Origin of the sequence: Novosphingobium flavum, from assembly GCF_014230315.1 — a bacterium.
In the GTDB taxonomy this organism is placed as follows: Bacteria; Pseudomonadota; Alphaproteobacteria; order Sphingomonadales; family Sphingomonadaceae; genus Novosphingobium; species Novosphingobium flavum.
Map to the genome: position 1 here is coordinate 53224 of NZ_JACLAW010000016.1, position 19290 is coordinate 72513.

General features: G+C 68.3%; 16 protein-coding genes and 1 tRNA gene. 11 read left to right on the forward strand and 6 right to left on the reverse strand.

Translation table 11 applies throughout. From position 1 onward, the window contains the following. The first annotated feature begins 11 nt into the window (after window positions 1-11). From H7F51_RS17150 to H7F51_RS17160, 3 genes are all read left to right on the forward strand, one after another. The gene (locus tag H7F51_RS17150) at window positions 12-503 is read left to right on the forward strand and encodes a hypothetical protein (RefSeq protein WP_246448672.1); all 492 of its coding nucleotides are present in this window, start codon (window positions 12-14) and stop codon (window positions 501-503) included. Window positions 504-544: 41 nt separating this feature from the next. Beyond that, window positions 545-1912: an SPOR domain-containing protein gene (locus H7F51_RS17155; protein ID WP_185665544.1), complete on the forward strand. Its 1368-nt coding sequence runs from the start codon at window positions 545-547 to the stop codon at window positions 1910-1912. Window positions 1913-2099: 187 nt separating this feature from the next. After that, on the forward strand, window positions 2100-2726 hold the full coding sequence (locus H7F51_RS17160; protein ID WP_185665545.1) for an MHYT domain-containing protein: 627 nt from the start codon (window positions 2100-2102) through the stop codon (window positions 2724-2726). Window positions 2727-2732: 6 nt separating this feature from the next. Here the strand turns inward: H7F51_RS17160 and H7F51_RS17165 are convergent, their stop codons facing one another. Together H7F51_RS17165 and H7F51_RS17170 are read right to left on the reverse strand one after the other, a co-directional pair. Next, entirely contained in the window at window positions 2733-3965 is a 1233-nt protein-coding gene (locus tag H7F51_RS17165; protein WP_185665546.1) for a dihydroorotase, read from the reverse strand. Continuing rightward, entirely contained in the window at window positions 3962-4975 is a 1014-nt protein-coding gene (locus H7F51_RS17170) for an aspartate carbamoyltransferase catalytic subunit (RefSeq protein ID WP_185665547.1), read from the reverse strand. The genes H7F51_RS17165 and H7F51_RS17170 overlap by 4 nt, the downstream gene beginning before the upstream one ends. Window positions 4976-5259: 284 nt before the next feature. Between H7F51_RS17170 and sppA the strand changes: the two genes are divergently transcribed. Then, window positions 5260-7137 (forward strand): signal peptide peptidase SppA, encoded by a 1878-nt coding sequence (gene sppA, locus H7F51_RS17175; RefSeq protein ID WP_185665548.1) that lies wholly within the window; start codon window positions 5260-5262, stop codon window positions 7135-7137. Here the strand turns inward: sppA and H7F51_RS17180 are convergent. Further along, the gene (locus H7F51_RS17180) at window positions 7134-7319 is read right to left on the reverse strand and encodes a hypothetical protein (protein WP_185665549.1); all 186 of its coding nucleotides are present in this window, start codon (window positions 7317-7319) and stop codon (window positions 7134-7136) included. The two genes, sppA and H7F51_RS17180, sit on opposite strands and share 4 nt — an antisense overlap. A 129-nt stretch (window positions 7320-7448) precedes the next feature. Between H7F51_RS17180 and H7F51_RS17185 the strand changes: the two genes are divergently transcribed. The 5 genes from H7F51_RS17185 to H7F51_RS17205 all read left to right on the forward strand — a co-directional run bounded on the left by H7F51_RS17185 (window position 7449) and on the right by H7F51_RS17205 (window position 13127). After that, window positions 7449-7533: transfer RNA gene (locus H7F51_RS17185), tRNA-Leu, on the forward strand. A 58-nt stretch (window positions 7534-7591) separates the two neighbouring features. Beyond that, entirely contained in the window at window positions 7592-9142 is a 1551-nt protein-coding gene (tig, locus tag H7F51_RS17190; protein ID WP_185665550.1) for a trigger factor, read from the forward strand. Between the two features lie 399 nt (window positions 9143-9541). Next, window positions 9542-10225: an ATP-dependent Clp endopeptidase proteolytic subunit ClpP gene (gene clpP / locus H7F51_RS17195; RefSeq protein ID WP_185665551.1), complete on the forward strand. Its 684-nt coding sequence runs from the start codon at window positions 9542-9544 to the stop codon at window positions 10223-10225. 159 nt (window positions 10226-10384) lie between these two features. Then, window positions 10385-11641, forward strand: a complete 1257-nt coding sequence (gene clpX, locus H7F51_RS17200; protein ID WP_185665552.1) for an ATP-dependent Clp protease ATP-binding subunit ClpX — start codon at window positions 10385-10387, stop codon at window positions 11639-11641. 235 nt (window positions 11642-11876) lie between these two features. Next, window positions 11877-13127, forward strand: a complete 1251-nt coding sequence (locus H7F51_RS17205) for a hypothetical protein (protein ID WP_246448673.1) — start codon at window positions 11877-11879, stop codon at window positions 13125-13127. Between the two features lie 269 nt (window positions 13128-13396). Here the strand turns inward: H7F51_RS17205 and H7F51_RS17210 are convergent, their stop codons facing one another. Then, entirely contained in the window at window positions 13397-14158 is a 762-nt protein-coding gene (locus H7F51_RS17210; protein WP_185665553.1) for a hypothetical protein, read from the reverse strand. A 217-nt stretch (window positions 14159-14375) separates the two neighbouring features. Between H7F51_RS17210 and H7F51_RS17215 the strand changes: the two genes are divergently transcribed. Continuing rightward, complete coding sequence (locus H7F51_RS17215) at window positions 14376-14783, forward strand: GlcG/HbpS family heme-binding protein (protein WP_185665554.1); 408 nt, start codon at window positions 14376-14378, stop codon at window positions 14781-14783. A gap of 75 nt (window positions 14784-14858) precedes the next feature. Here H7F51_RS17215 and H7F51_RS17220 read toward each other — a convergent pair whose 3' ends face one another. Then, window positions 14859-16739, reverse strand: a complete 1881-nt coding sequence (locus tag H7F51_RS17220; protein ID WP_185665555.1) for a TolB-like translocation protein — start codon at window positions 16737-16739, stop codon at window positions 14859-14861. 310 nt (window positions 16740-17049) lie between these two features. On the opposite strand from H7F51_RS17220, the gene H7F51_RS17225 reads away from it, so the two are divergent. Then, complete coding sequence (locus H7F51_RS17225) at window positions 17050-18123, forward strand: zinc-binding metallopeptidase family protein (protein WP_185665556.1); 1074 nt, start codon at window positions 17050-17052, stop codon at window positions 18121-18123. Window positions 18124-18126: 3 nt separating this feature from the next. Here the strand turns inward: H7F51_RS17225 and H7F51_RS17230 are convergent, their stop codons facing one another. Beyond that, on the reverse strand, window positions 18127-19122 hold the full coding sequence (locus H7F51_RS17230) for a cation diffusion facilitator family transporter (RefSeq protein WP_185665557.1): 996 nt from the start codon (window positions 19120-19122) through the stop codon (window positions 18127-18129). Window positions 19123-19290: the final 168 nt, after the last annotated feature.

A 19290-nucleotide genomic window follows, 5' to 3' on the forward strand; every position in this document is an offset into this window, starting at 1 on the left:
GACACGCGGCCATGCCCACTCCGCGAACCTCGGGCCGCACTCCGGGCAAGGTTGCCTCACTCGCCACGGTTGCACCGCTGGCCAGGGTTGCCCGGCTGGCTCCGCACCTGCTCGCCCGCAAGGGCTCTGCCACCCCGGCCATGCGCTCGGGCCTGACCGAATCGGCCGAGGACGATCTCGGCTGGAACGACATGGGCCATGATGCCGATACCTTTCCGGCAACCGACGTGACCAGCATGGGCAGCGTGGTTGCCTTCCCGAGCGAGCCCGCCGCCGGTCGCAGCCTTGCGCGCCGCCCGCGCGGGGCCAGCCTCGCCGCCGGGGGCAAGGCCGCCTTCACCCTGCGGCTCGACGCCGAACGCCATCTCAAGCTGCGCCTTGCCTGCGCGCACGACGCCCGTAGCGCCCAGTCGCTGCTGACCGCCGCGCTTGACCGCCTGCTCGATGACATGCCCGACCTCAGCCAGCTTGCCGACCAGTCCGGCCGGTCTGGCCGCACCTGATCCCCGCTTTTGATTCTGCGCCCGTGAAAGGGAAGTGTGACATGACCGCCACCACTCGCCAGACCGCCCTTCTTGCCGGAGCTTCCGTGGCCGCCGCGCTGCTCGCCGGCTGCTCGGGGATGGGCGGGGTCAAGTCCGCCTCCGCCGGTGAGCCGCAGGGCGCCCTGCCGGGCGCCAAGGTGGACGCGCGGATCGCCAAGGCCGTGACCAAGGCCGAGGGCGAAGTGGCCAAGGCGCCCGACAATGCCGCCGCGCGCGCCGCGCTGGGTCAGGCCTATCTTTCCGCCGGGCGGTTCGTCTCGGCCGGGACCGCTTTCGACGATGCCATGGCGCTGGGCGACAATTCGGGCCGCACCGCGCTCGGCCTTGCGCTGGCCAAGCTTGGCTCGGGCCAGTCGCGCGAAGCCGTGGCGATCCTTGACGACTGGCGCGAGGAAATCCCGGCGAGCGACCTGGGCCTTGCCCTTGCCCTTTCGGGCGAGACTTCGCGCGGGGTGGCCGTGCTGGCCGATGCCCTGCGCGGCGGCGAGAACACGGCGAAGCTGCGCCAGAACCTTGCCTATGCCTATGCCCTCGACGGGCGCTGGACCGAGGCCAAGCTGATGGCCGCGCAGGACGTTCCGGCCGACCAGCTCGACAAGCGCCTTGCCTTCTGGGCGCTCTCCATGCTGCCCGACAAGGGCACCGACCGGGTTGCCGCGCTGATCGGCGCGCCGGTCGAGATCCGCGATCCGGGCCAGCCTGCCGCGCTCGCGCTCAAGGCCGCGCCCGAGGCTCAGCCGCAGCTGGCGATGGCCGACGCGGCGCCGGCTTCGGTGCCGGCTCCCGTCGCTGAAATCGCTCCGGTTGCGGTGCCTGCCGCCGTGCCTGTCAAGGTGGCCGTTGCCGCGCCGCCCGCCGAACTGCCGCCGGCCATGGCCAGCACGGTCGAGGGCAACGCCGTGGTCCAGCGCCTGCCTGCGCCGAAGAATGCCCCGCGCATGGTGGCGGTGGCCGCCCCGGCGCCCACGCTCGCCCCGGCGCGCGTAGCCTCGGCCGCGCGGGGTCGCCCGCGCAACGTGGCCGTGACCACGCGGGTCAAGCCGCTCGCGCCGGGCGCGCACTATGTCCAGCTCGGTGCCTTCTCCAGCCCGCAGGGCGCGCGCCGCGCCTGGGGCATCTACACCAGCCGCGATCCGAAGCTCTCGGCCTATGCGATGACGATCACCCAGGCCACGGTGAAGGGCAAGCAGGTCTGGCGCGTGGCCGCCGGGGGCCTGAGTGGCCGCCTTGCCGCGACCTCGCTGTGCGAACGGCTCAAGGCCTCGGGCGGGGCCTGCTTCGCCTATGCCGCACCGGCCAGGGCGCCGGTTGCTGCACCGGCCGCGCCGATGCTGGCCGCCGGCGGGCCGCAGCGCGCCCGCCGCTGACCGCGCGCATCAATCAAGACAGGGGGAGCCCCGCGCCGGAAGGTGCGGGGCTTTATCTTTTGCGGCTGCGTCTCGTGCAAAGCCGGGCGCGCAACTCCCGCCCCCGGCCACTCCCGCTTGCGCAATGGAGGCGATTGTAGTCAATTGCGATTGCCCTTAAGCCTTGACCTGCGGAGGGACAACGGCCTTGGAAATACACGGAATCTACGATCCCTGGCTGGTCGCGCTGTCCTTCGTGGTGGCCTGCGCGGCGGCCTATGCGGCACTGCGGCTGGCCGGCAGCGCGAAAGACGGCGACCTGCCGGTCTCGCCCACCTTGCAGCACGTTGCCGCTGCGGCGGTCGTGCTTGGCTCGGGCATCTGGACCATGCATTTCGTGGGCATGCTGGCCTTTTCGCTGCCGGGCATGACGATCACCTATCGCCTCGACCTGACCGTGCTGTCACTACTGATCGCGGTGGCCTTTACCGGGATCGGCTTCACCACGCTGCACAATGCGCGCGGCCTTGGCGAAAGCCATGTCCTGGCGGGTATCCCGATGGGGATCGGCATCCTGACCATGCACTACCTCGGCATGGCCGCGATGAAGGGCGAGATGGACCTGCACTACGACGTGTGGCTGGTGATCCTCTCGGCCGTGATCGCGATCACGGCCTCGATCGCGGCGCTGTGGCTGACCACGCGCCCCGGCCGCATCGCGCGGCGGGGGCTTTCGGCGGTGGTCATGGGCATGGCGATCTGCGGCATGCATTACACCGGGATGAAGGCGGCACGGTTCCACATGCCCGAGCCGGATTTCTCCGCGCCGGACTGACCCGGATCAGGCGACCTGCGCCGCGCCCTTGAACAGGGCGGTGCAGCGGCCTTGCACCGGCTGGCGGTCGAACGGGGTATTGCCCGCGCTGGCGGCCATCTTGTCGGAATTGACGATCCACGGGCGGTCCGCGTCGATCACCGCGAGGTCGGCGGCAAGGCCTGCCTCAAGCCGTCCGGCCGCGACCCCGAGCAGGCGCGCGGGGTTTTCGGCGAGGAGGGCGAAGGCGCGGGCCGTGTCGATCACCCCGTCGCGCACCAGATTCAGCGTCATTGGCAGCAGGGTCTCGGCCCCGGCCATGCCCGGTTCGGCATCGGCGAAGGGTAGGCGCTTGTCTTCCGGCCCGCGCGGATCGTGGCCCGAGGCGATCACGTCGATCGTGCCATCGGCAATTGCGGCGATCACGGCGCGGCGGTCAGCCTCCTGCCGCAGCGGCGGGGAGAGGCGCAGGAAGGTGCGGAAATCGGCGAGCGCCGTGTCCGACAGCATAAAGTGGGCCGGGGTGACCCCCGCCGTGACCGCGACGCCGCGGGCCTTGGCGGCGCGGACGAGATCGAGCGCGGCGCGGGTCGTGACCTGCCGGATGTGGAGGCGGGCGCCGGCCATTTCGGCCAGGGCAATGTCGCGCGCGACGGCAAGGGCCTCGGCCTCGGCCGGAGCGGAGGGCAGGCCGAGGCGGGTTGCCATTTCAGAGGCCGTCGCGACCGCGCTGCCGGTGATCCCGGCGTCTTCGGCATGGGTGACGACGACCATGCCGAGCATGGCGCAGTAGCGCAGCAGGCGCAGCATGGTGCCCGAATCGGAAATCCAGCCGCGCCCGGTGCTGACGGCTTTCGCGCCAGCATCGCGCATCAGGGCGACTTCGGCGATTTCGTTGCCTTCGAGCGCGCGGGTGGCGGCGGCGAGCGGGTGGACCCACAGGCCGGGCTTGCCCGACTGGGCTGCGAAGCGCACGCGGGCCGGATGGTCGAGCGGCGGGCCTTGGTCGGGCATCAGCGCGGCGCGGGTGATCCCGCCGAAGTGGAAGGCAGGCTTGTCGACCGCGAAGACGCCGAGATCGACGAGGCCGGGGGCAACGAGCTGGCCCCTGGCGTCGAACAGGCGGTCCCCCTCCTGCGGGGTGACGTCGGGGCCGAGCGCGGTGATCCGGTCACCCTCGGTGCGGATCGTGCCCCTCACCGGCTCGCCGGTGGGCAGGACGAGGCGGGCGTTGGTGATGGCGAGCGGCTGGGAAATCATTGCCAGCCCTCCACGCCGCGCCCGCGCCTTGTCAGCACGTCGAGGCAGGCCATGCGCATGGCCACGCCCATCTCGACCTGGGTGGTGATCAGCGAGCAGCGCGGATCGTCGGCCACGTTGCTGTCAATCTCGATCCCGCGGTTCATCGGCCCGGGGTGCATCACGAAGGCGCCGGGCGCGGCCTTGGCGAGGCGGTCTACCGTCAGTCCGTAGAGGTGGCGGTATTCGCGGGGGGAGGGGACGAACTGGCCCTGCATCCGCTCCAGCTGGAGGCGCAGCATCATCACCACGTCGGCCCCGGCGAGGGCGGCATCGAAATCATGGTAGGGCGTGACCTTGAGCTGTTCGATCTCGGCCGGCATCAGCGCGGGCGGGGCGCAGACGCGGACCTCGGCGCCGAGCGTGGTGAGCGCGTGGATGTTGGAACGGGCGACGCGGCTGTGGAGGATGTCGCCGCAGATCACCACCTTGAGGCCGCAGAACGGCTCGCCGCTCTCCCCCCGCTCGCGGAAGGCGCGGCGCATGGTGAGGGCATCGAGCAGGCCCTGCGTGGGGTGTTCGTGCTGGCCGTCTCCGGCGTTGAGCACGGGGCAATCAACCTTTTCCGCGATCAGCCGGACGGCGCCCGAGCTGGCGTGGCGGATCACGATCCCGTCGGCCCGCATGGCGTTGAGGGTGAGGGCCGTGTCGATCAGCGTTTCGCCCTTCTTCACCGACGAGGTGGCCGCGTGCATGTTGATCACGTCGGCGCCGAGCCGTTTGCCTGCGATCTCGAACGACAGCAGGGTGCGGGTCGAGTTCTCGAAGAAGGCGTTGATGATGGTCAGCCCCGAGAGAACCTCGGCGCGCTTCTGCGCGTGACGGTTGAGATCGACCCACTGTTCCGCCTCGTCGAGCAGGAAGAGTAGTTCGTGCGGGGCGAGGCCGGCCAGGCCGAGCAGGTCGCGATGCGGAAAGGCATCGCCGCCCGCGGGATAGCGGCCTTGCGGGGAAGAGTTCGAGGCTGTCATTGAAGACAGCGCCTTAGAGGGTGTTTGCCGGTTCGCCAACTGGTGGGAGGGATTCTTTGTGCGTGGACCGGTCCCGCCTGACGGCGTGACCTCGCGCCACCCACCACCCCGCACCCCCGGCCCAACCGCCCATCGAGTGTACCCTGTGGGCGGTTGGGCCGGGGGTGCGGGGTGGTGGGTGGCAAGCCCCTCGCGGAGGCGAGGGGCGCACCAAGCAAAGAATTGCAAAGCGCTCCACCGGTTCTATCAGGAACCTACTCTCCACTGTGCAGGTTCGACGCTTCATGAAGTTCGCGCGCAAGGTCTGGCGGCTGTTGGTCGCGATCAAGGATGGGCTGTCGCTGCTGTTCCTGCTGCTGTTTTTCGGCGCGATCTATGCCCTGCTGGCCGGGCGGCCCGGCCCGGCGCAGGTGCGCGAGGGCGCGCTGTTGCTGCGGCTCAAGGGTGCGGTGGTGGAAGAGCCGGCCGAGGCCGATCCGATCGCCCTGCTGATGAGCGGCGGGGCGGGGCCGGCCCAGATGCGCGAGCGCGATCTGGTTCGCGCGATCGATACGGCGGCGGGCGACCGCCGGATCAAGGCGGTCGTGCTCGACCTTTCGGGGTTCACGGGCGCGGGACGGGTGCACCTGGCCGAACTGGGCGCGGCGCTGGACCGGGTGAAAGCGGCGAAGAAGCCGGTGCTGACCTATGCCACCGCCTATGACGACGATTCGCTGCTGCTGGCCGCCCATGCCAGCGAGGCGTGGATCAACCCGTTGGGCGCGGCCTATGTGTTGGGGCCGGGCGGGAACAGCCCCTATTACGGAGACCTCCTCGCCAAGTGGAAGGTGCAGGTCCACGTCTACCGGGTCGGCACTTACAAGGAATTCGTCGAGCCATATGTGCGCGACGCCATGTCCGAGCCGGCGCGCGAGGCGCGCAAGGCCGTGCTGGGGGCGCTTTTCGGGGAATGGAAGGCCAATGTCGCCAAGGCGCGGCCCAAGGCCAACCTGGCGCTGGTGACCAGCGATCCCGGGGCCTGGCTCAAGGCCTCGGGCGGGGATACGGCCAAGGCGGCGGTCGCGGCCGGGCTGGTCGACCGGATCGGTGACCGGGTGGAGTTCGGCGAGCGGGTGGCCGCCCTGGTGGGCGAGGACAAGCTCGATCCCAAGGCGGGCTCGTTCGTGCATACCCCGCTGAAGGCCTGGCTCGCGGCGAATCCCGCCCCGGGCGGCGGCAAGGGCATCGCCGTTCTGACCATCGCCGGGGATATCGTCGATGGCGATGCCGGGCCGGGGATGGCCGGGGGTGACCGGATCGCGGCCCTGCTGGACGGAGCCGAGGCGAAGAACATCGCCGGGCTGGTGGTGCGGGTCGATTCGCCCGGCGGCTCGGTGCTGGCCTCCGAGCAGATCCGCCGCGCGATCGAGCGGGTCAAGGCGCGCGGGATTCCGGTGGCCGTGTCGATGGCCAACCTTGCGGCGAGCGGGGGCTACTGGGTTTCGACCCCGGGTGCGCGGATCTTCGCCGAGCCCGAGACGGTGACCGGTTCGATCGGGATCTTCGCGGTCCTGCCGAGCTTCGAGAAGACGCTGGCCGACTACGGGGTCAAGTCCGACGGGGTGGGGACCACGCCGATGTCGGGCCAACCCGATATCATCGGCGGCTTCACGCCTGAGGTCGATTCGGTGTTCCAGCAGGGAATCGAGGCCGGCTATGCCCGGTTCATCGGTCTCGTCGCCAAGTCGCGGGGGAAAACTCCCGCCGATATCGACCGGATCGCGCAGGGGCGCATCTGGGATGGAGGAACGGCGCGGCAGATCGGGCTGGTCGACCAGTTCGGCGGGCTTGACGATGCGCTCGGCTGGGTCGCGGGGCAGGCGAAACTGGACGAGGGCGACTGGCACCCGGTCTATCTCGGCGCGGGCCAGGGCGGACTGGCGGCCATGCTGGGCAAGGTGATCGGCGGCGACGACGACAGCGAGGCGCCGGAAAGCGACGCCGTGGCCCGCATCGCCCAGCGGCGCCAGCAGGCGCTGGGCGCGGCTCTCGCCTCGGTCCAGCGGCTCATGGGCGCCGAGGGCGCGCAGGCGCGGTGCCTTGGTTGTCCCGACGTTCCTGCCGCCCGCGGCGCGCAGCCAGCGCGGGGCTGGCTGGCGCTGCTGGTGCGGATTTTCGGCTAGGTCTCGACCGGGACTTCGCTGGGCGTTACGCCCGGATTGTCGGTATCCGGGCCCTGCGGCGGGAAGCCTTCGGGCTCGGGTGGGACCCCGTCGGGCGTGATGACCGGGGGCAGTTCGCCGGGGAGCGACGGATCGATCGGCTCGGCTTCGTCGGGGCCGGGCGGCGCGGGCTGGGTGGCCATGGGAAACTCCTGATGTCTCCTGGAACCAGCGTCCCGCCTGCAATATGGTTCCCCCCGCCCGGCAGCGCTTGCCCTTTTCGCGCGGGGCCGCTACGGGCCTCGGCTTCGGAATTTGGGCTTCGTCGGCATGCGGGCGTGGCGGAATTGGTAGACGCGCTGGTTTTAGGTACCAGTATCGCAAGATGTGGGGGTTCGAGTCCCTTCGCCCGCACCAGTTTCCAGCCATCTTCGGGCCGACGCGGCAAGGGTGTTTGAAGAAGGCTTCTTTTGTCATGCAGATTGTCGAGACCACCAACGAGGGTTTGAAGCGCGCCTACACGATCACGATCAAGGCCAGCCTGATCGCCGATCGCGTGGAAGGCGAAGTGGCGAAGATCGCGCCGCAGGTGCGGATGCCCGGTTTCCGCCCGGGCAAGGTGCCGGCCAACCTCGTCAAGAAGATGCACGGCGCCGCGCTCCATAGCGATGCGCTGCAGGCCGCGATCCGCGAAGCGATGGACAAGCTGGTGGCCGACAAGGCCCTGCGCCCGGCCATGCAGCCCGCCGTCGCGCTGGGTGAAGGCTACGAGGAAGGCAAGGACGCCGAGCTGACCGTCAGCCTCGAGGTCCTGCCCGTGATCGCCGCGCCGTCGGTCGATGGCCTCAAGCTCGACAAGCTGACCGTTCCGGTCACCGACGAGCAGGTCGACGAGCAGCTCCAGCGCATCGCCGCCGGCGCCAAGAACTTCACCGAGGCCAAGAAGGGCCACAAGGCCGCGACCGGCGACCAGCTGATCATCGACTTCGCCGGCAAGCTTGACGGCGAGCTGTTCGACGGCGGTTCGGCCGAGGACGCGGCGCTGGAAATCGGCTCGGGCCGCTTCATCCCCGGCTTCGAGGAGCAGCTGGTCGGCGTGAAGGCCGGTGACGAGACCACCATCACCGTGACTTTCCCGGCCGACTATCCGGCCGCCAACCTTGCCGGCAAGGACGCGACCTTCGACATCAAGGTCAAGGAAGTGAAGGTCGCCGGCGAGACCAAGATCGACGAGGACTTCGCCAAGAACCTCGGCCTCGAGAGCCTTGAGCAGCTCAAGGGCCTGCTGCGCGGCCAGCTGGAGCAGGAAACTGCCGGCCTAACCCGCACCCAGATGAAGCGCCAGCTGCTCGACATCCTTGCCGCCGGCCACGATTTCGACGTGCCGCCCTCGATGGTGGAAGCCGAGTTCGAGCAGATCTGGGCCCAGCTGACGCAGGAAGCCCAGCGCGAGGAAAACCCCGAGGAAGCTCTCGCGGAGATCGAGGCCGAGAAGGGCGACTACCGCAAGATCGCCGAGCGCCGCGTGCGTCTTGGCCTGCTGCTGTCGGAAATCGGCCAGGCCAACGGCGTGGAAGTGAGCCAGCAGGAAATGTCCATGCTGCTCTCGCAGGCTGCCCAGCAGTACCGCCCGGAAGACCGCCAGCGCTTCATCGAATACGTCCGCTCCGAGCCGCTCGCCGCCGCCCAGCTGCGCGCCCCGCTCTATGAGGACAAGGTCGTCGACTTCCTGTTCGACAAGGCCGAAGTGAGCGAGCGCGAAGTGACCCGCGACGAGCTGCAGGCCGCGATCGAAGCCGAGGAAGGCGCTGTCGCCGCTCCGGCCGAGAAGAAGAAGGCCCCGGCGAAGAAGGCGACCAAGGCCGCCGCAGAAGCTCCGGCTGAAGCTCCGGCCGCGGACGCTGCCGAGAAGCCGGCCAAGAAGGCTCCGGCGAAGAAGGCCAAGGCCGAGGAAGCTGCCGCCGAGGGCGCCGAAGAGGCCGCTCCGAAGAAGAAGGCTCCGGCCAAGAAGAAGACCGAGGCCTGATCCGCGCGATCGGTGCCAGGTGCGAGGGGGCGGGCCGCAAGGTCCGCCCTTTTCGTTTCTTTCCGGCCAATCGGGCGGCGGAGCGCGGAAGCCAAGTGCGCCGACGCCCCTTGCGGAACGCCGGCGCTTCCCCTCGGTGGTGGGGGGAATGGATCGCCCCGGGCGGGGCCTTGCCCTGGAATGGCTGGCGCGCGGATTCGGTTCCAGCGACGTTTGATCCGATCCGGTTGGAATTTTTCGCGGAATTCGCGGGCGAAGCCGGCGGGCCGCACGGGGCAGGGAGCCGGCTGCCGGCCTTTTCCGGGGCGGGAGGCCGTTCCCCCCGCTTTTCGGGGTTAATGCCCTTGAACATCGCCGCCCGGCACGCGACATAGGCCGGACAACGCAATGAGGACCTCCATGCTCGATCTGTTCGGTGCTTCTTCTGCCCAGGGCAAGTTTTCTGTCGATCCCGTTACCGGCGCGCTCGTGCCGGTGGTGGTCGAGCAGACGAGCCGGGGGGAACGTTCCTTCGACATCTATTCGCGCCTTCTGCGCGAGCGCATCATCTTCGTGACCGGCGAGATCGAGGACCACATGGCCTCGATCATCGTGGCGCAGTTGCTGTTCCTCGAATCGGAAAATCCGTCGAAGGACATCTCGATGTACATCAACTCGCCCGGCGGCGTGGTGACGGCGGGCATGGCGATCCACGACACCATGCAGTACATCCGCCCGCGCGTTTCGACCGTGTGCATCGGCCAGGCCGCCTCGATGGGCTCGTTCCTGCTCGCCTCCGGCGAGCCGGGGATGCGCATTGCCCTGCCGAACTCGCGGATCATGGTTCACCAGCCCTCGGGCGGGGCGCGCGGCATGGCCTCGGACATCGAGATCCAGGCCCGCGAGATCCTGCGGATGCGCAAGCGTCTCAATGACATGTACGTGAAGTACACGGGCAAGACCCTCGACGAGATCGAGCGGGCGATGGACCGCGACACCTTCCTCGAGGCCGACGAGGCACTGGCCTTCGGCCTGGTCGACAAGGTGTTCGAGAGCCGTCCGGCGTCCGACGCGATCCCGTCGCCGGACGACCCGACGACCTGAGGCGAGATAGGTAGTTGTCCTTGGGTAGGGCCTTCCACTTCATGAGCCGGGAGCCTTCAGCACCCGGCAAGGAAGGCCTTGCTAAAGGGCAGGATTGATAAAAATCGGCGCCGGGCTATCCTCGGCGAGTCTCCCCCGCGGGGACTAACAGGAAAAGGCATGACGAAACTGAGCGGATCGGACGCTAAGAGCACCCTCTACTGCAGCTTCTGCGGAAAGTCGCAGCACGAGGTGCGCAAGCTCATCGCCGGGCCGACGGTGTTCATCTGCGATGAATGCGTCGAGCTGTGCAACGACATCATTCGCGAGGAAACCAAGGCCGGCATCGCCGGCAAGAAGGACGGCGGCGTGCCGTCGCCCCGCGACATCTTCGAGACGCTGAACGACTATGTGATCGGGCAGGACCGCGCCAAGCGCGTGCTGTCGGTGGCGGTGCACAACCACTACAAGCGCTTGAAGCACAGTGGCAAGGGCGGCGAGGTTGAGCTGTCGAAGTCCAACATCCTGCTTGTCGGGCCGACCGGTTGCGGCAAGACGCTGCTGGCCCAGACCTTGGCCAAGACCTTCGACGTGCCCTTCACCATGGCCGACGCCACCACGCTGACCGAAGCGGGCTACGTGGGCGAGGACGTCGAGAACATCATCCTCAAGCTGCTCCAGGCCAGCGACTACAACGTCGAGAAGGCCCAGCACGGCATCGTTTACATCGACGAGATCGACAAGATCAGCCGCAAGGCCGAGAACCCATCGATCACGCGCGACGTCTCGGGCGAGGGCGTGCAGCAGGCACTGCTCAAGCTGATGGAAGGCACCACGGCTTCCGTTCCGCCGCAGGGCGGGCGCAAGCACCCACAGCAGGAATTCCTGCAGGTGGACACGACCAACATCCTGTTCATCTGCGGCGGCGCCTTTGCGGGGCTGGAAAAGATCATTGCCGACCGCCTGCAGAAGCGCTCGATCGGCTTCGGCGCGCACGTGGCTGACCCTGACAAGCGCAAGGTTGGCGAACTGCTCCAAAAGGCCGAGCCGGAGGACCTGCTCAAGTTCGGCCTGATCCCCGAATTCGTCGGCCGCCTGCCGGTGATCGCGACCCTCAACGACCTCGACATCGAGGCGCTGGTCCAGATCCTCAAGGAGCCGAAGAACGCGCTGGTCAAGCAGTATGCCAAGCTGTTCGACCTCGAGGACGTGCAGCTGACCTTTACCGACGACGCGCTCGAGGCGATTGCCAAGAAGGCGATCGAACGCAAGACCGGCGCGCGCGGGCTGCGCTCGATCGTGGAAGGGCTGCTGCTCGACACCATGTTCGACCTGCCGACCGAAGAGGGTATCTCCGAAGTCGTGGTCGACAAGGACGTTGTCGAAGGGCGCAAGGAGCCGGTTCGGGTCCACAAGAGCAAGGACAAGGCGGCCTGAGCTTCGGCCTCTGGTTGTGAATTATGGACCGCCCCGGAAGGTTGCTTCCGGGGCGGTTTCGCGTTGAGAATGACATCCCGTGCGGGCGAGGGCTTGCGCGGCCCGCGCCCGAGCCGTCCCGCTTGGAGGAGGGGGGGGGCTTGCGTCCATCCACGCCGGGCGTGTTTTGAATTGACAATGGCCGCTGCCGGGCGCTCGCTGCGTGCGATCCGGAAGAAGTGAGGGACTCGGGGCCATGGACTCCCATCGCAAGATCTCCGCCGCTCTGGCCGTTGGTGCCGCAGCGGCCATCGCCATTCCCATCATTGCGCAGCAGCCGCCGACGACTGGGCCGATCGCCCGCTACGACATGCGGGCGAGCACCGTGTCCGGCATGGCGGCGATGGGCGGGGGGAGGCCCAATCCCATGGCGATGATGATGGGCGGGCGCGGGGACAACGTGCAGCACGAACTGTACCTGCGCCTCGGGTCCTCGCAGGCGGCCAGCGGGCCGCCCCAGGCCCAGCATTTCATGCCGCCGGGCGCGCAGCTGGGGAACTCGGTCCAGCTCGTCACCCCGCGCGAGGAACCGGCGCCGGACGAATTTCGCGGGCAGCGCCCGAAAGGGCGGATGCTGATCTACTGGGGCTGCGGCGAACATGCGCCGGCGGGCCAGCCGGTGATCATCGATTTTTCGAAGCTGGCGGCGGGGCAGGTGCCGCCCGGCCTGTGGAGCAGCACGATCATCCGCGACTGGGGGCCTACCCTCCAGAACAGCCGGAGCTTCGGGCGCTGGCCGGCCGACGATGGCAAGTTCGTCAAGCGCGAGAGTGCCCTGCCGGGGCCGCACCGGATCGCGGGCAACTATACGCCCGAGATCAGCTTCACCCTCGCCAGGGACTTCATGCGGCCGCTCAGCGTGCGGACCGCCGCCCAGCCGAGCGGGGCCATGCTGGTATCGTGGGCGGGGGTCCCCGACGCGACCGGCTATCTCGCATTCCTTTTCGGCGGCAAGCGGGCGCCGCGCGGCAACGAGATGGGCGACATGGTGATGTGGACCTCCAGCGCCTCGCGCCAGTTCGGCGGCGGGCTGACCGACTGGCTGACCCCCGGGCAGGTGGCGGGACTGGTGCGCGACCGCACGGTGCTGGCGCCGAGTGCCACGAGTTGCACCGTTCCGGCCGAAGTGCGGCGAGATGCGGCCGATTTCCGCATGGGCACGCTGACCGCCTATGGGCCGATGGAGGATTTCGCCTATCCGCCGCGCCCGGCCAATCCGAAGGCCACCTGGAACATCCAGTGGACCGCGCGGATCCGGCACCGTTCGACCACGAGCTGGATGGACATTCCCGGCATGGAAAACATGGGGAACATGGACATGGGGGCCATGGACCGGGATTCCGAAGAACGCGGGCCGCAACAGCAACAGCAACAGCAGCCGTGTCGCCCGAAGCGCGGGCTTGGCGGGCTGCTGGGTGGCGCGCTGGGGGGCGGATCGGGCTGCTAGGCAGCGGGGGTAAATACGCGGGACCGAATGACTGGGCGCTTTCGGGAACATTCCGCGGCGGGTTGAATGGCTGGAATGTTTGGGAAATTGACCTTCTTGACCCCACTACCAACCCCGCTCAGGATGAGCGGGGTTGGTAGGATTTTGACCGCAATGTCGGCGTGTCCGGAAGGTCCGCTTTCCGCTTAAAAGCGCGAAAGCGGACCGTGAACGGCCTTATCGAATTTGTTCGGGCGGCTTGCAGTGACATGAAGGTCGGGGCGGCCCGGTCATTTCAGCCGGATGTTGGCTCCCAGCCCGAGTTGTTCGGGCACGTGGCGCAGGCGTTGGGCCAACTGGCCGTCGGCCGCGCCGGGGCAGGCTTCCGCGAGGCTGAGCCTGTCGATCCGCCCGGCCTGAATCCATTCGACGGTCATGGCGCCGCTTTCCCCAGTGCGGCCCCGGCAAGTGGCATCGCCGCCGACGGCTTTGTTGCCCGAGGGGCGGTCCGCGCCGAGGCTGGCAGCGAGGGCGGCGGCGTGGTCCCGGCCGACCTCGACCGTGCGGTGCTTGTAGTCCCACTTGCTGTGGTCGGCCTTCCAGCCGCTGCTTTCGATCAGGACCGAGCCTGACGGGGTGACGGAATATTTCAGCGTCCGGCAGGTGGGGCAGTCCGCCGCGGGGGCGAGGGTGAGGATGATGATCGCGCTTTGGCTCGCCGGAACTTCGGACAGGGCCGCAGCGGCGGAGGCCTGAGCCGGCTGGCCGAGCGGAATGGCGATCCGTTCCGGGGCTGGCTGCCGGTCCGGGAGGGCGGCGGCTTGGGGCAGGACGGGGAGGGCGGCGGCGGCCTCGACCTCGTCGGGTGAGGGCGCGCGGCCGCTGCCGGCCCGCTGAGCCTGTGCGGACCGGGGGTGGAGCAGGGCCGAGGGCGAACAGGCCGCGACCGACAGGGCGGAAAGGAAGATGAAGGCTGCCGCCGTGCGCCGCGTGCCGCGCCTGACCGGCGGCGCGGCGGATTGCGTGGCGATCGGCAGCGAAGGTTCTTGCATGTCTGGTCCCGGAGCTAGGCCCGCAGCCCGCGCGGCGCTGGCTGCTCGAACTGCTCAACGGTGCAGGGCGAAAATCCCTTTGCGCGGGAAGGCCTGCATTTGCGGCGGCGCGATCAAACGGACTGGCGCGGGGCGCGCCGCCTTCCTATGGGCTGCAGCCTTGTCACAACGCGCCCGGCTGCATCGGAGCCGGGCCCATAACGGAACAGACCCTGCCATGAAGACCAAGCACTGCCTCGAAGCCGCCGACGTGAAGGCGATCCTCGCAGCCGCCGAGGCCGAAGCCGCGGCCAACGGCTGGGCGGTGACCATCGCGGTGGTCGACGATGGCGGCCATCCGCTCGGCCTGCTGCGGATGGACGGCGCCGCGGCCTCTTCGGCGCATATGGCGCCGGGCAAGGCGGTCACCTCGATCCTCGGCAAGCGCGAATCGAAGGTCTATGAAGACCTGATCCTTGGCGGGCGGGTCTCGATGCTCTCGGCCCCGGCGCTGCAGGCCATGCTCGAAGGCGGGGTGCCGATCGTGATCGATGGCGACTTCGTGGGCGCGGTGGGCGTGTCGGGCGTCAGGTCGGAGCAGGATGCCCAGATCGCCAAGGCCGGGATCGCGGCGATCCTCGGCTGAGTCCAGGCCGGAACACAAAAAGGCGCCCGCTCCTTTCAGGGGGCGGGCGCCTTTTCGTTGAAACGGGCCGTGCGCTCAGTTCTTGGCGATGTTTGCCGGCAGGTTCGTGGGCGCGAAGGCCGGCATGGAATCTTCCCAGCGGCTGTCAGTCAGCATTTCCTTGTCCGTGCCGTCCGGGTTCATCGACCAGACCTGGCCATAGGGCTGGAACGAGTTGTCGTAGAGCGCGGCCTCGTCCTTGAAGCCGTATTCGCTGCTGTTCCACAGGATCTTCTTGCCGTCCCACGACCAGACGGCGTGAGCGTCGGAAGCGGGGAAGGTGGTCACGCGCTTCTCGTCCGTGCCGTCTGACCGGATCGTGAAGATGTCGAAGTTGCCGTCCTGCTGCTTGCGGGTGAAGACGATGAGGTCGGCGGCGGGCGACCAGCCGGGGACATTGTCCCATCCGTTGGTCAGGACGCGGACCTTGCGGGTTTCGAGGTCCATGATCCGGAGGCCTTCGTCGCCCTTGGCCCAGGAACGGTAGACCATCTGCTTGCCGTCAGGCGAAATGCTGGCGAAGCCGGTGTTCGACGTGGTCGAGGTCAGGTCCTCGACCCCGGTGCCGTCGCGGTTGATCATCTTGACGTTGGCCACGTTCTGGTCGCGGGTGCGCCAGTAGCCGCCGAAGCTGAACACCATCCGCTTGCTGTCCGGCATCCATGAGGGGAACAACGCCACGCCGATCATGTCGCCGCAGTGGCCCGAGGCGTTCTTGCCGGCGGCGCAGTGCGTGGTCGATTGGAAGACCAGCTGCTTGCCGGTGCCATCGGCGTTCATCGTCACCAATGAGGTGTCGACGTCCTTGTTCGATAGGGCGAGGGTGCCGTCCTTCGCGAACATCGGGAAGACGTCGGTGTAGCGATAGTCGACCTGCGGCTTCCAGCTATAGAGCGGGGCGTTCTGGGGGAGCGGGCTGTTGTCGATCCGCTCGTAGATCACCTTGGAGCCATCCGCGCTCCATGCCGGCTCGCGCAGGTTGGCGGGGAAGGGCTTGGCGCCATCGGAATACATAATGCCGGAGATCTGGGCCGACTTGGTGCTATAGGCGAAGCGGCCGCCGGGCAGGAACTGCGGGTAGAGTTTGACGCCCGCGCCCGAGGTCAGCTCGGTGGTCTTGCCGGTGGCGACGTCGACCGAGACGATCTGGGTGGTGGCCTTCATCGAAAGCTGGTCGACGCGGCTGAGCCACGAGACCTCGGTTTCGCCTTGATAGGCGATGATCGACTTGCCGTCGGCCGACCACTTGGGCGAACCGGTGGTCACGCCCTCGGCGGTCAGGCGCTTGAGGCCGGTGCCGTCCGGGCGGACGACATAGACCGCCAGTTCCTGCAGGTGTTCCCAGGCGGCGCCCTTGTCGTGCGACTTCCACTCGGTGTTGCGATCGGAGGTGAAGGCGATCCACTGGCCGTCGGGCGACCAGGCGGGGCGGTAGAACCCGTCCGGCTTGGCCGGATCGCCCTGGATCGCGGCTGCGCCGGTGAGGTTGGTGAGCTTGCGGGTCTTGAGATCGAGCACCCAAATGTTGGCGCGGTGGCTTGCGCCCCGGTCCGACATGAAGGCGACGTAGCGGTTGTCAGGCGAGAGCGAGGCCTGGTCGTCGACCCCTGGATCGTCGGTCAGCCGTTCCAGCGCGGTGCCGTCAGCCTTGACCCGATAGATGTCGGACTGGCCGCGCCCGGTGCGTTCCGAGGTGAAGACGATCCACTGGCCGTCCTGCGAATAGCGCGCGGCATAGTCGAAGTCCGAGGCGGAGAGCAGTTTGTGTTCGCCGCTGCCGTCGGCATTGGCGACGTAGAGTTCGGACTTCGTCGGCCCGATGCGGTTGAACAGCAGGGTTTCCTTGGCCGCGGCGGGGGCGGCGGCGATCGCGCTGGCCGAGGCGGCGAGGGCGATGATCAAACTTGTCTTGCGCACAGGGTCATCCTCTGTCTGGGTCTTTTCCACGGGACACAGGACTAGGGTGGGCGTGGCCGCGGGCTCTTGATCCAGATCAATCTGCCAGCGTGTTAGTGATCGCGGCGGAAATGGGCGAGAGCCTGCTTCGTTTATATAAATAATTCTGAAATAGGGATATAAGTCAGGCGGTCCGGGGCGAGTGACCGGCTCGTGCCGGATCGCCGGGGCAGGAAATCAATCGCTTGGCGCGGCCTTTGGAACTGCGGCCGCTGCGGAACCAAGCGCGCTGTGCGGGGTTAGGGCGGCTCAGGCCGCAGGAATGAGCCCGATGAGACCGTTCGACTGCCCCAATTGCGGCCGCCTCAACCATTTCGAGGTGCGGGTCTGCCCGGCCTGCTCGGCCACGCTGGGCTATGATCCCGAGGCCGATGCCTTTCGCTTCCTCGCTGACGACCGCACGACCTGGCGCGAGCGGGGCGGACGGCCGGCCGACATGATGGTCTGCGCCAACAACAACCGGTTCGGGATATGCAACTGGCTGACGACCCCCGGCGCGCCGAACGGGATGTGCCGGGCCTGCCGCCACAATCGCACGATCCCGGATCTGGCCGACCCGGCGGTGCCGCCGCTGTGGGCGCGGGTGGAGGAGGCCAAGCGGCGCCTGTTCCACAGCCTGATCCGGCTTGGCCTGCCGCTAGAGACCAAGGCCGAGGAGCGGCCCGGCGTGCAGGGGCTGGCGTTCGACTTCCTCTATCGGCCCGGATCGCTGCAGGGCGGTCACAAGGTCGTCACGGGGCACGACGAGGGGCTGATCACGCTCGACGTGAGCGAGGCGGACGACGCGCACCGCGAACGGGTCCGCCAGCAGATGGGCGAGCCCTATCGCACCCTACTCGGCCATTTCCGCCACGAGGCGGGCCACCATTACTGGTCGCGGCTGGTGGCGCCGGACCCGGCGCGGCTGGAGCAGTGGCGCGCCCTGTTCGGCGACGAGCGCGAGGACTACGGCGCGGCGCTGGCGGCCCATTACAACGGGGGCCGCAAGGCCTGGACCGAGGGCTACGTTTCCCATTACGCGACGAGCCACCCGTGGGAGGACTTCGCCGAGACCTTTGCCCATTATCTCCACATCGTCGACACCCTTGCCACGGTGCGCGGTTTCGGCCTTTCGCTGACCGCGTTCGGCGGGGTGAACGGCGATGGCAGGGTCGAGTTGGGCTTCGATCCCTATGCGGCTGATGCGGCGGCGCTGGCGGCGGAAATGGCGCCGGTGTCCTTCGCGATGAACGCGGTCAACCGGGCCATGGGGCAGTCAGACCTCTATCCCTTCAACCTGACCGGGGCGATCGTCGGCAAGCTGGCTTTCGTGCAGGACATGGCGCGCGCGGCGCGCGGCGGCTGAGCCTCAGACCACCCCGTCGCTGTGCAGGGCGCAGCCCGGGTCGCTCTCGCGCTCGACCTGGACCGTGGCGTGGCCGATGCCGAAATCGTGCTCCAGCCCGTGCGAGAGGTCGTGGAGGAAGCCATCTCCGGGGCAGCCGCCGGGCATGACGAGATGCGCGGTCAGCGCGGTCTCGGTCGTGCTCATCGGCCAGATGTGGAGGTCGTGCACGGCTTCCACCCCGGGCCGTTCGAGCAGGAAGCCGCGCACAGCGCCCTCGTCGATGTGCGGAGGCACGCCGAGCAGGCCGAGCTTGAGCGAGTCCTTGAGCAGACCCCAGGTGCCCCAGAAGATGAAGGCGACGATGACGAGGCTGGTAACCGGATCGATCCATAGCGCGCCGGTGCGCTGGATCAGCAGCCCGGCGATCACGACGCCGGCCGACACCGCCGCGTCGCCCGCCATGTGCAGAAAGGCGCCGCGCACGTTGAGATCGTCGTGCCGGCCGCGCATGAACATCAGCGCCGTCGCCGTGTTGATCACGATGCCGATCAGGGCGACGATCACCACCGTGCCGCCCGCGACCGGCTGGGGATCGACGAGGCGGCGCACCGTCTCGACCGTGATCGCGCCGAGCGCGACCAGCAGGAGCGAGGCATTGGCGAGCGCGGCAAGGATCGAGCTGGACTTGAAGCCCCAGGTGAAGCGCTGCGAGGGCGGGCGGGCGGCGAGCACGCTGGCGCCCCAGGCGATCAACAGGCTGAGGACGTCCGACAGGTTGTGCCCGGCATCGGCGACGAGCGCCATCGAGCCCGAGACGAAGCCGAACCCGGCCTCAACCGCGACGAACAGCGAATTGAGCACGACCCCGATAGCGAAGGCGCGGCCGTGTCCGCTCGCCGGCGCGTGGGAGTGGCCGTGACCATGCCCATGGGAATGCCCGTGGGAATGGCCGTGACCGTGCGAATGGCCCTTTGACGCTGCGTGGCCATGCGCGTGGCCATGATGATTACCGCCCAAAATCAGGTCCTTTCATTGCGACCTGTTGCACAAGCGCCGCAGTGCAGCAAGATTCTGTGGGAATATTCCGGTGCCCACCGGTCTGCCCGCAGTGAAAGATTGCCATCGTTTGCAAGGAAATTTCCAGCGAGTGGTTGTGCAATGCAATATAGTTGCGTCCAGCAACTG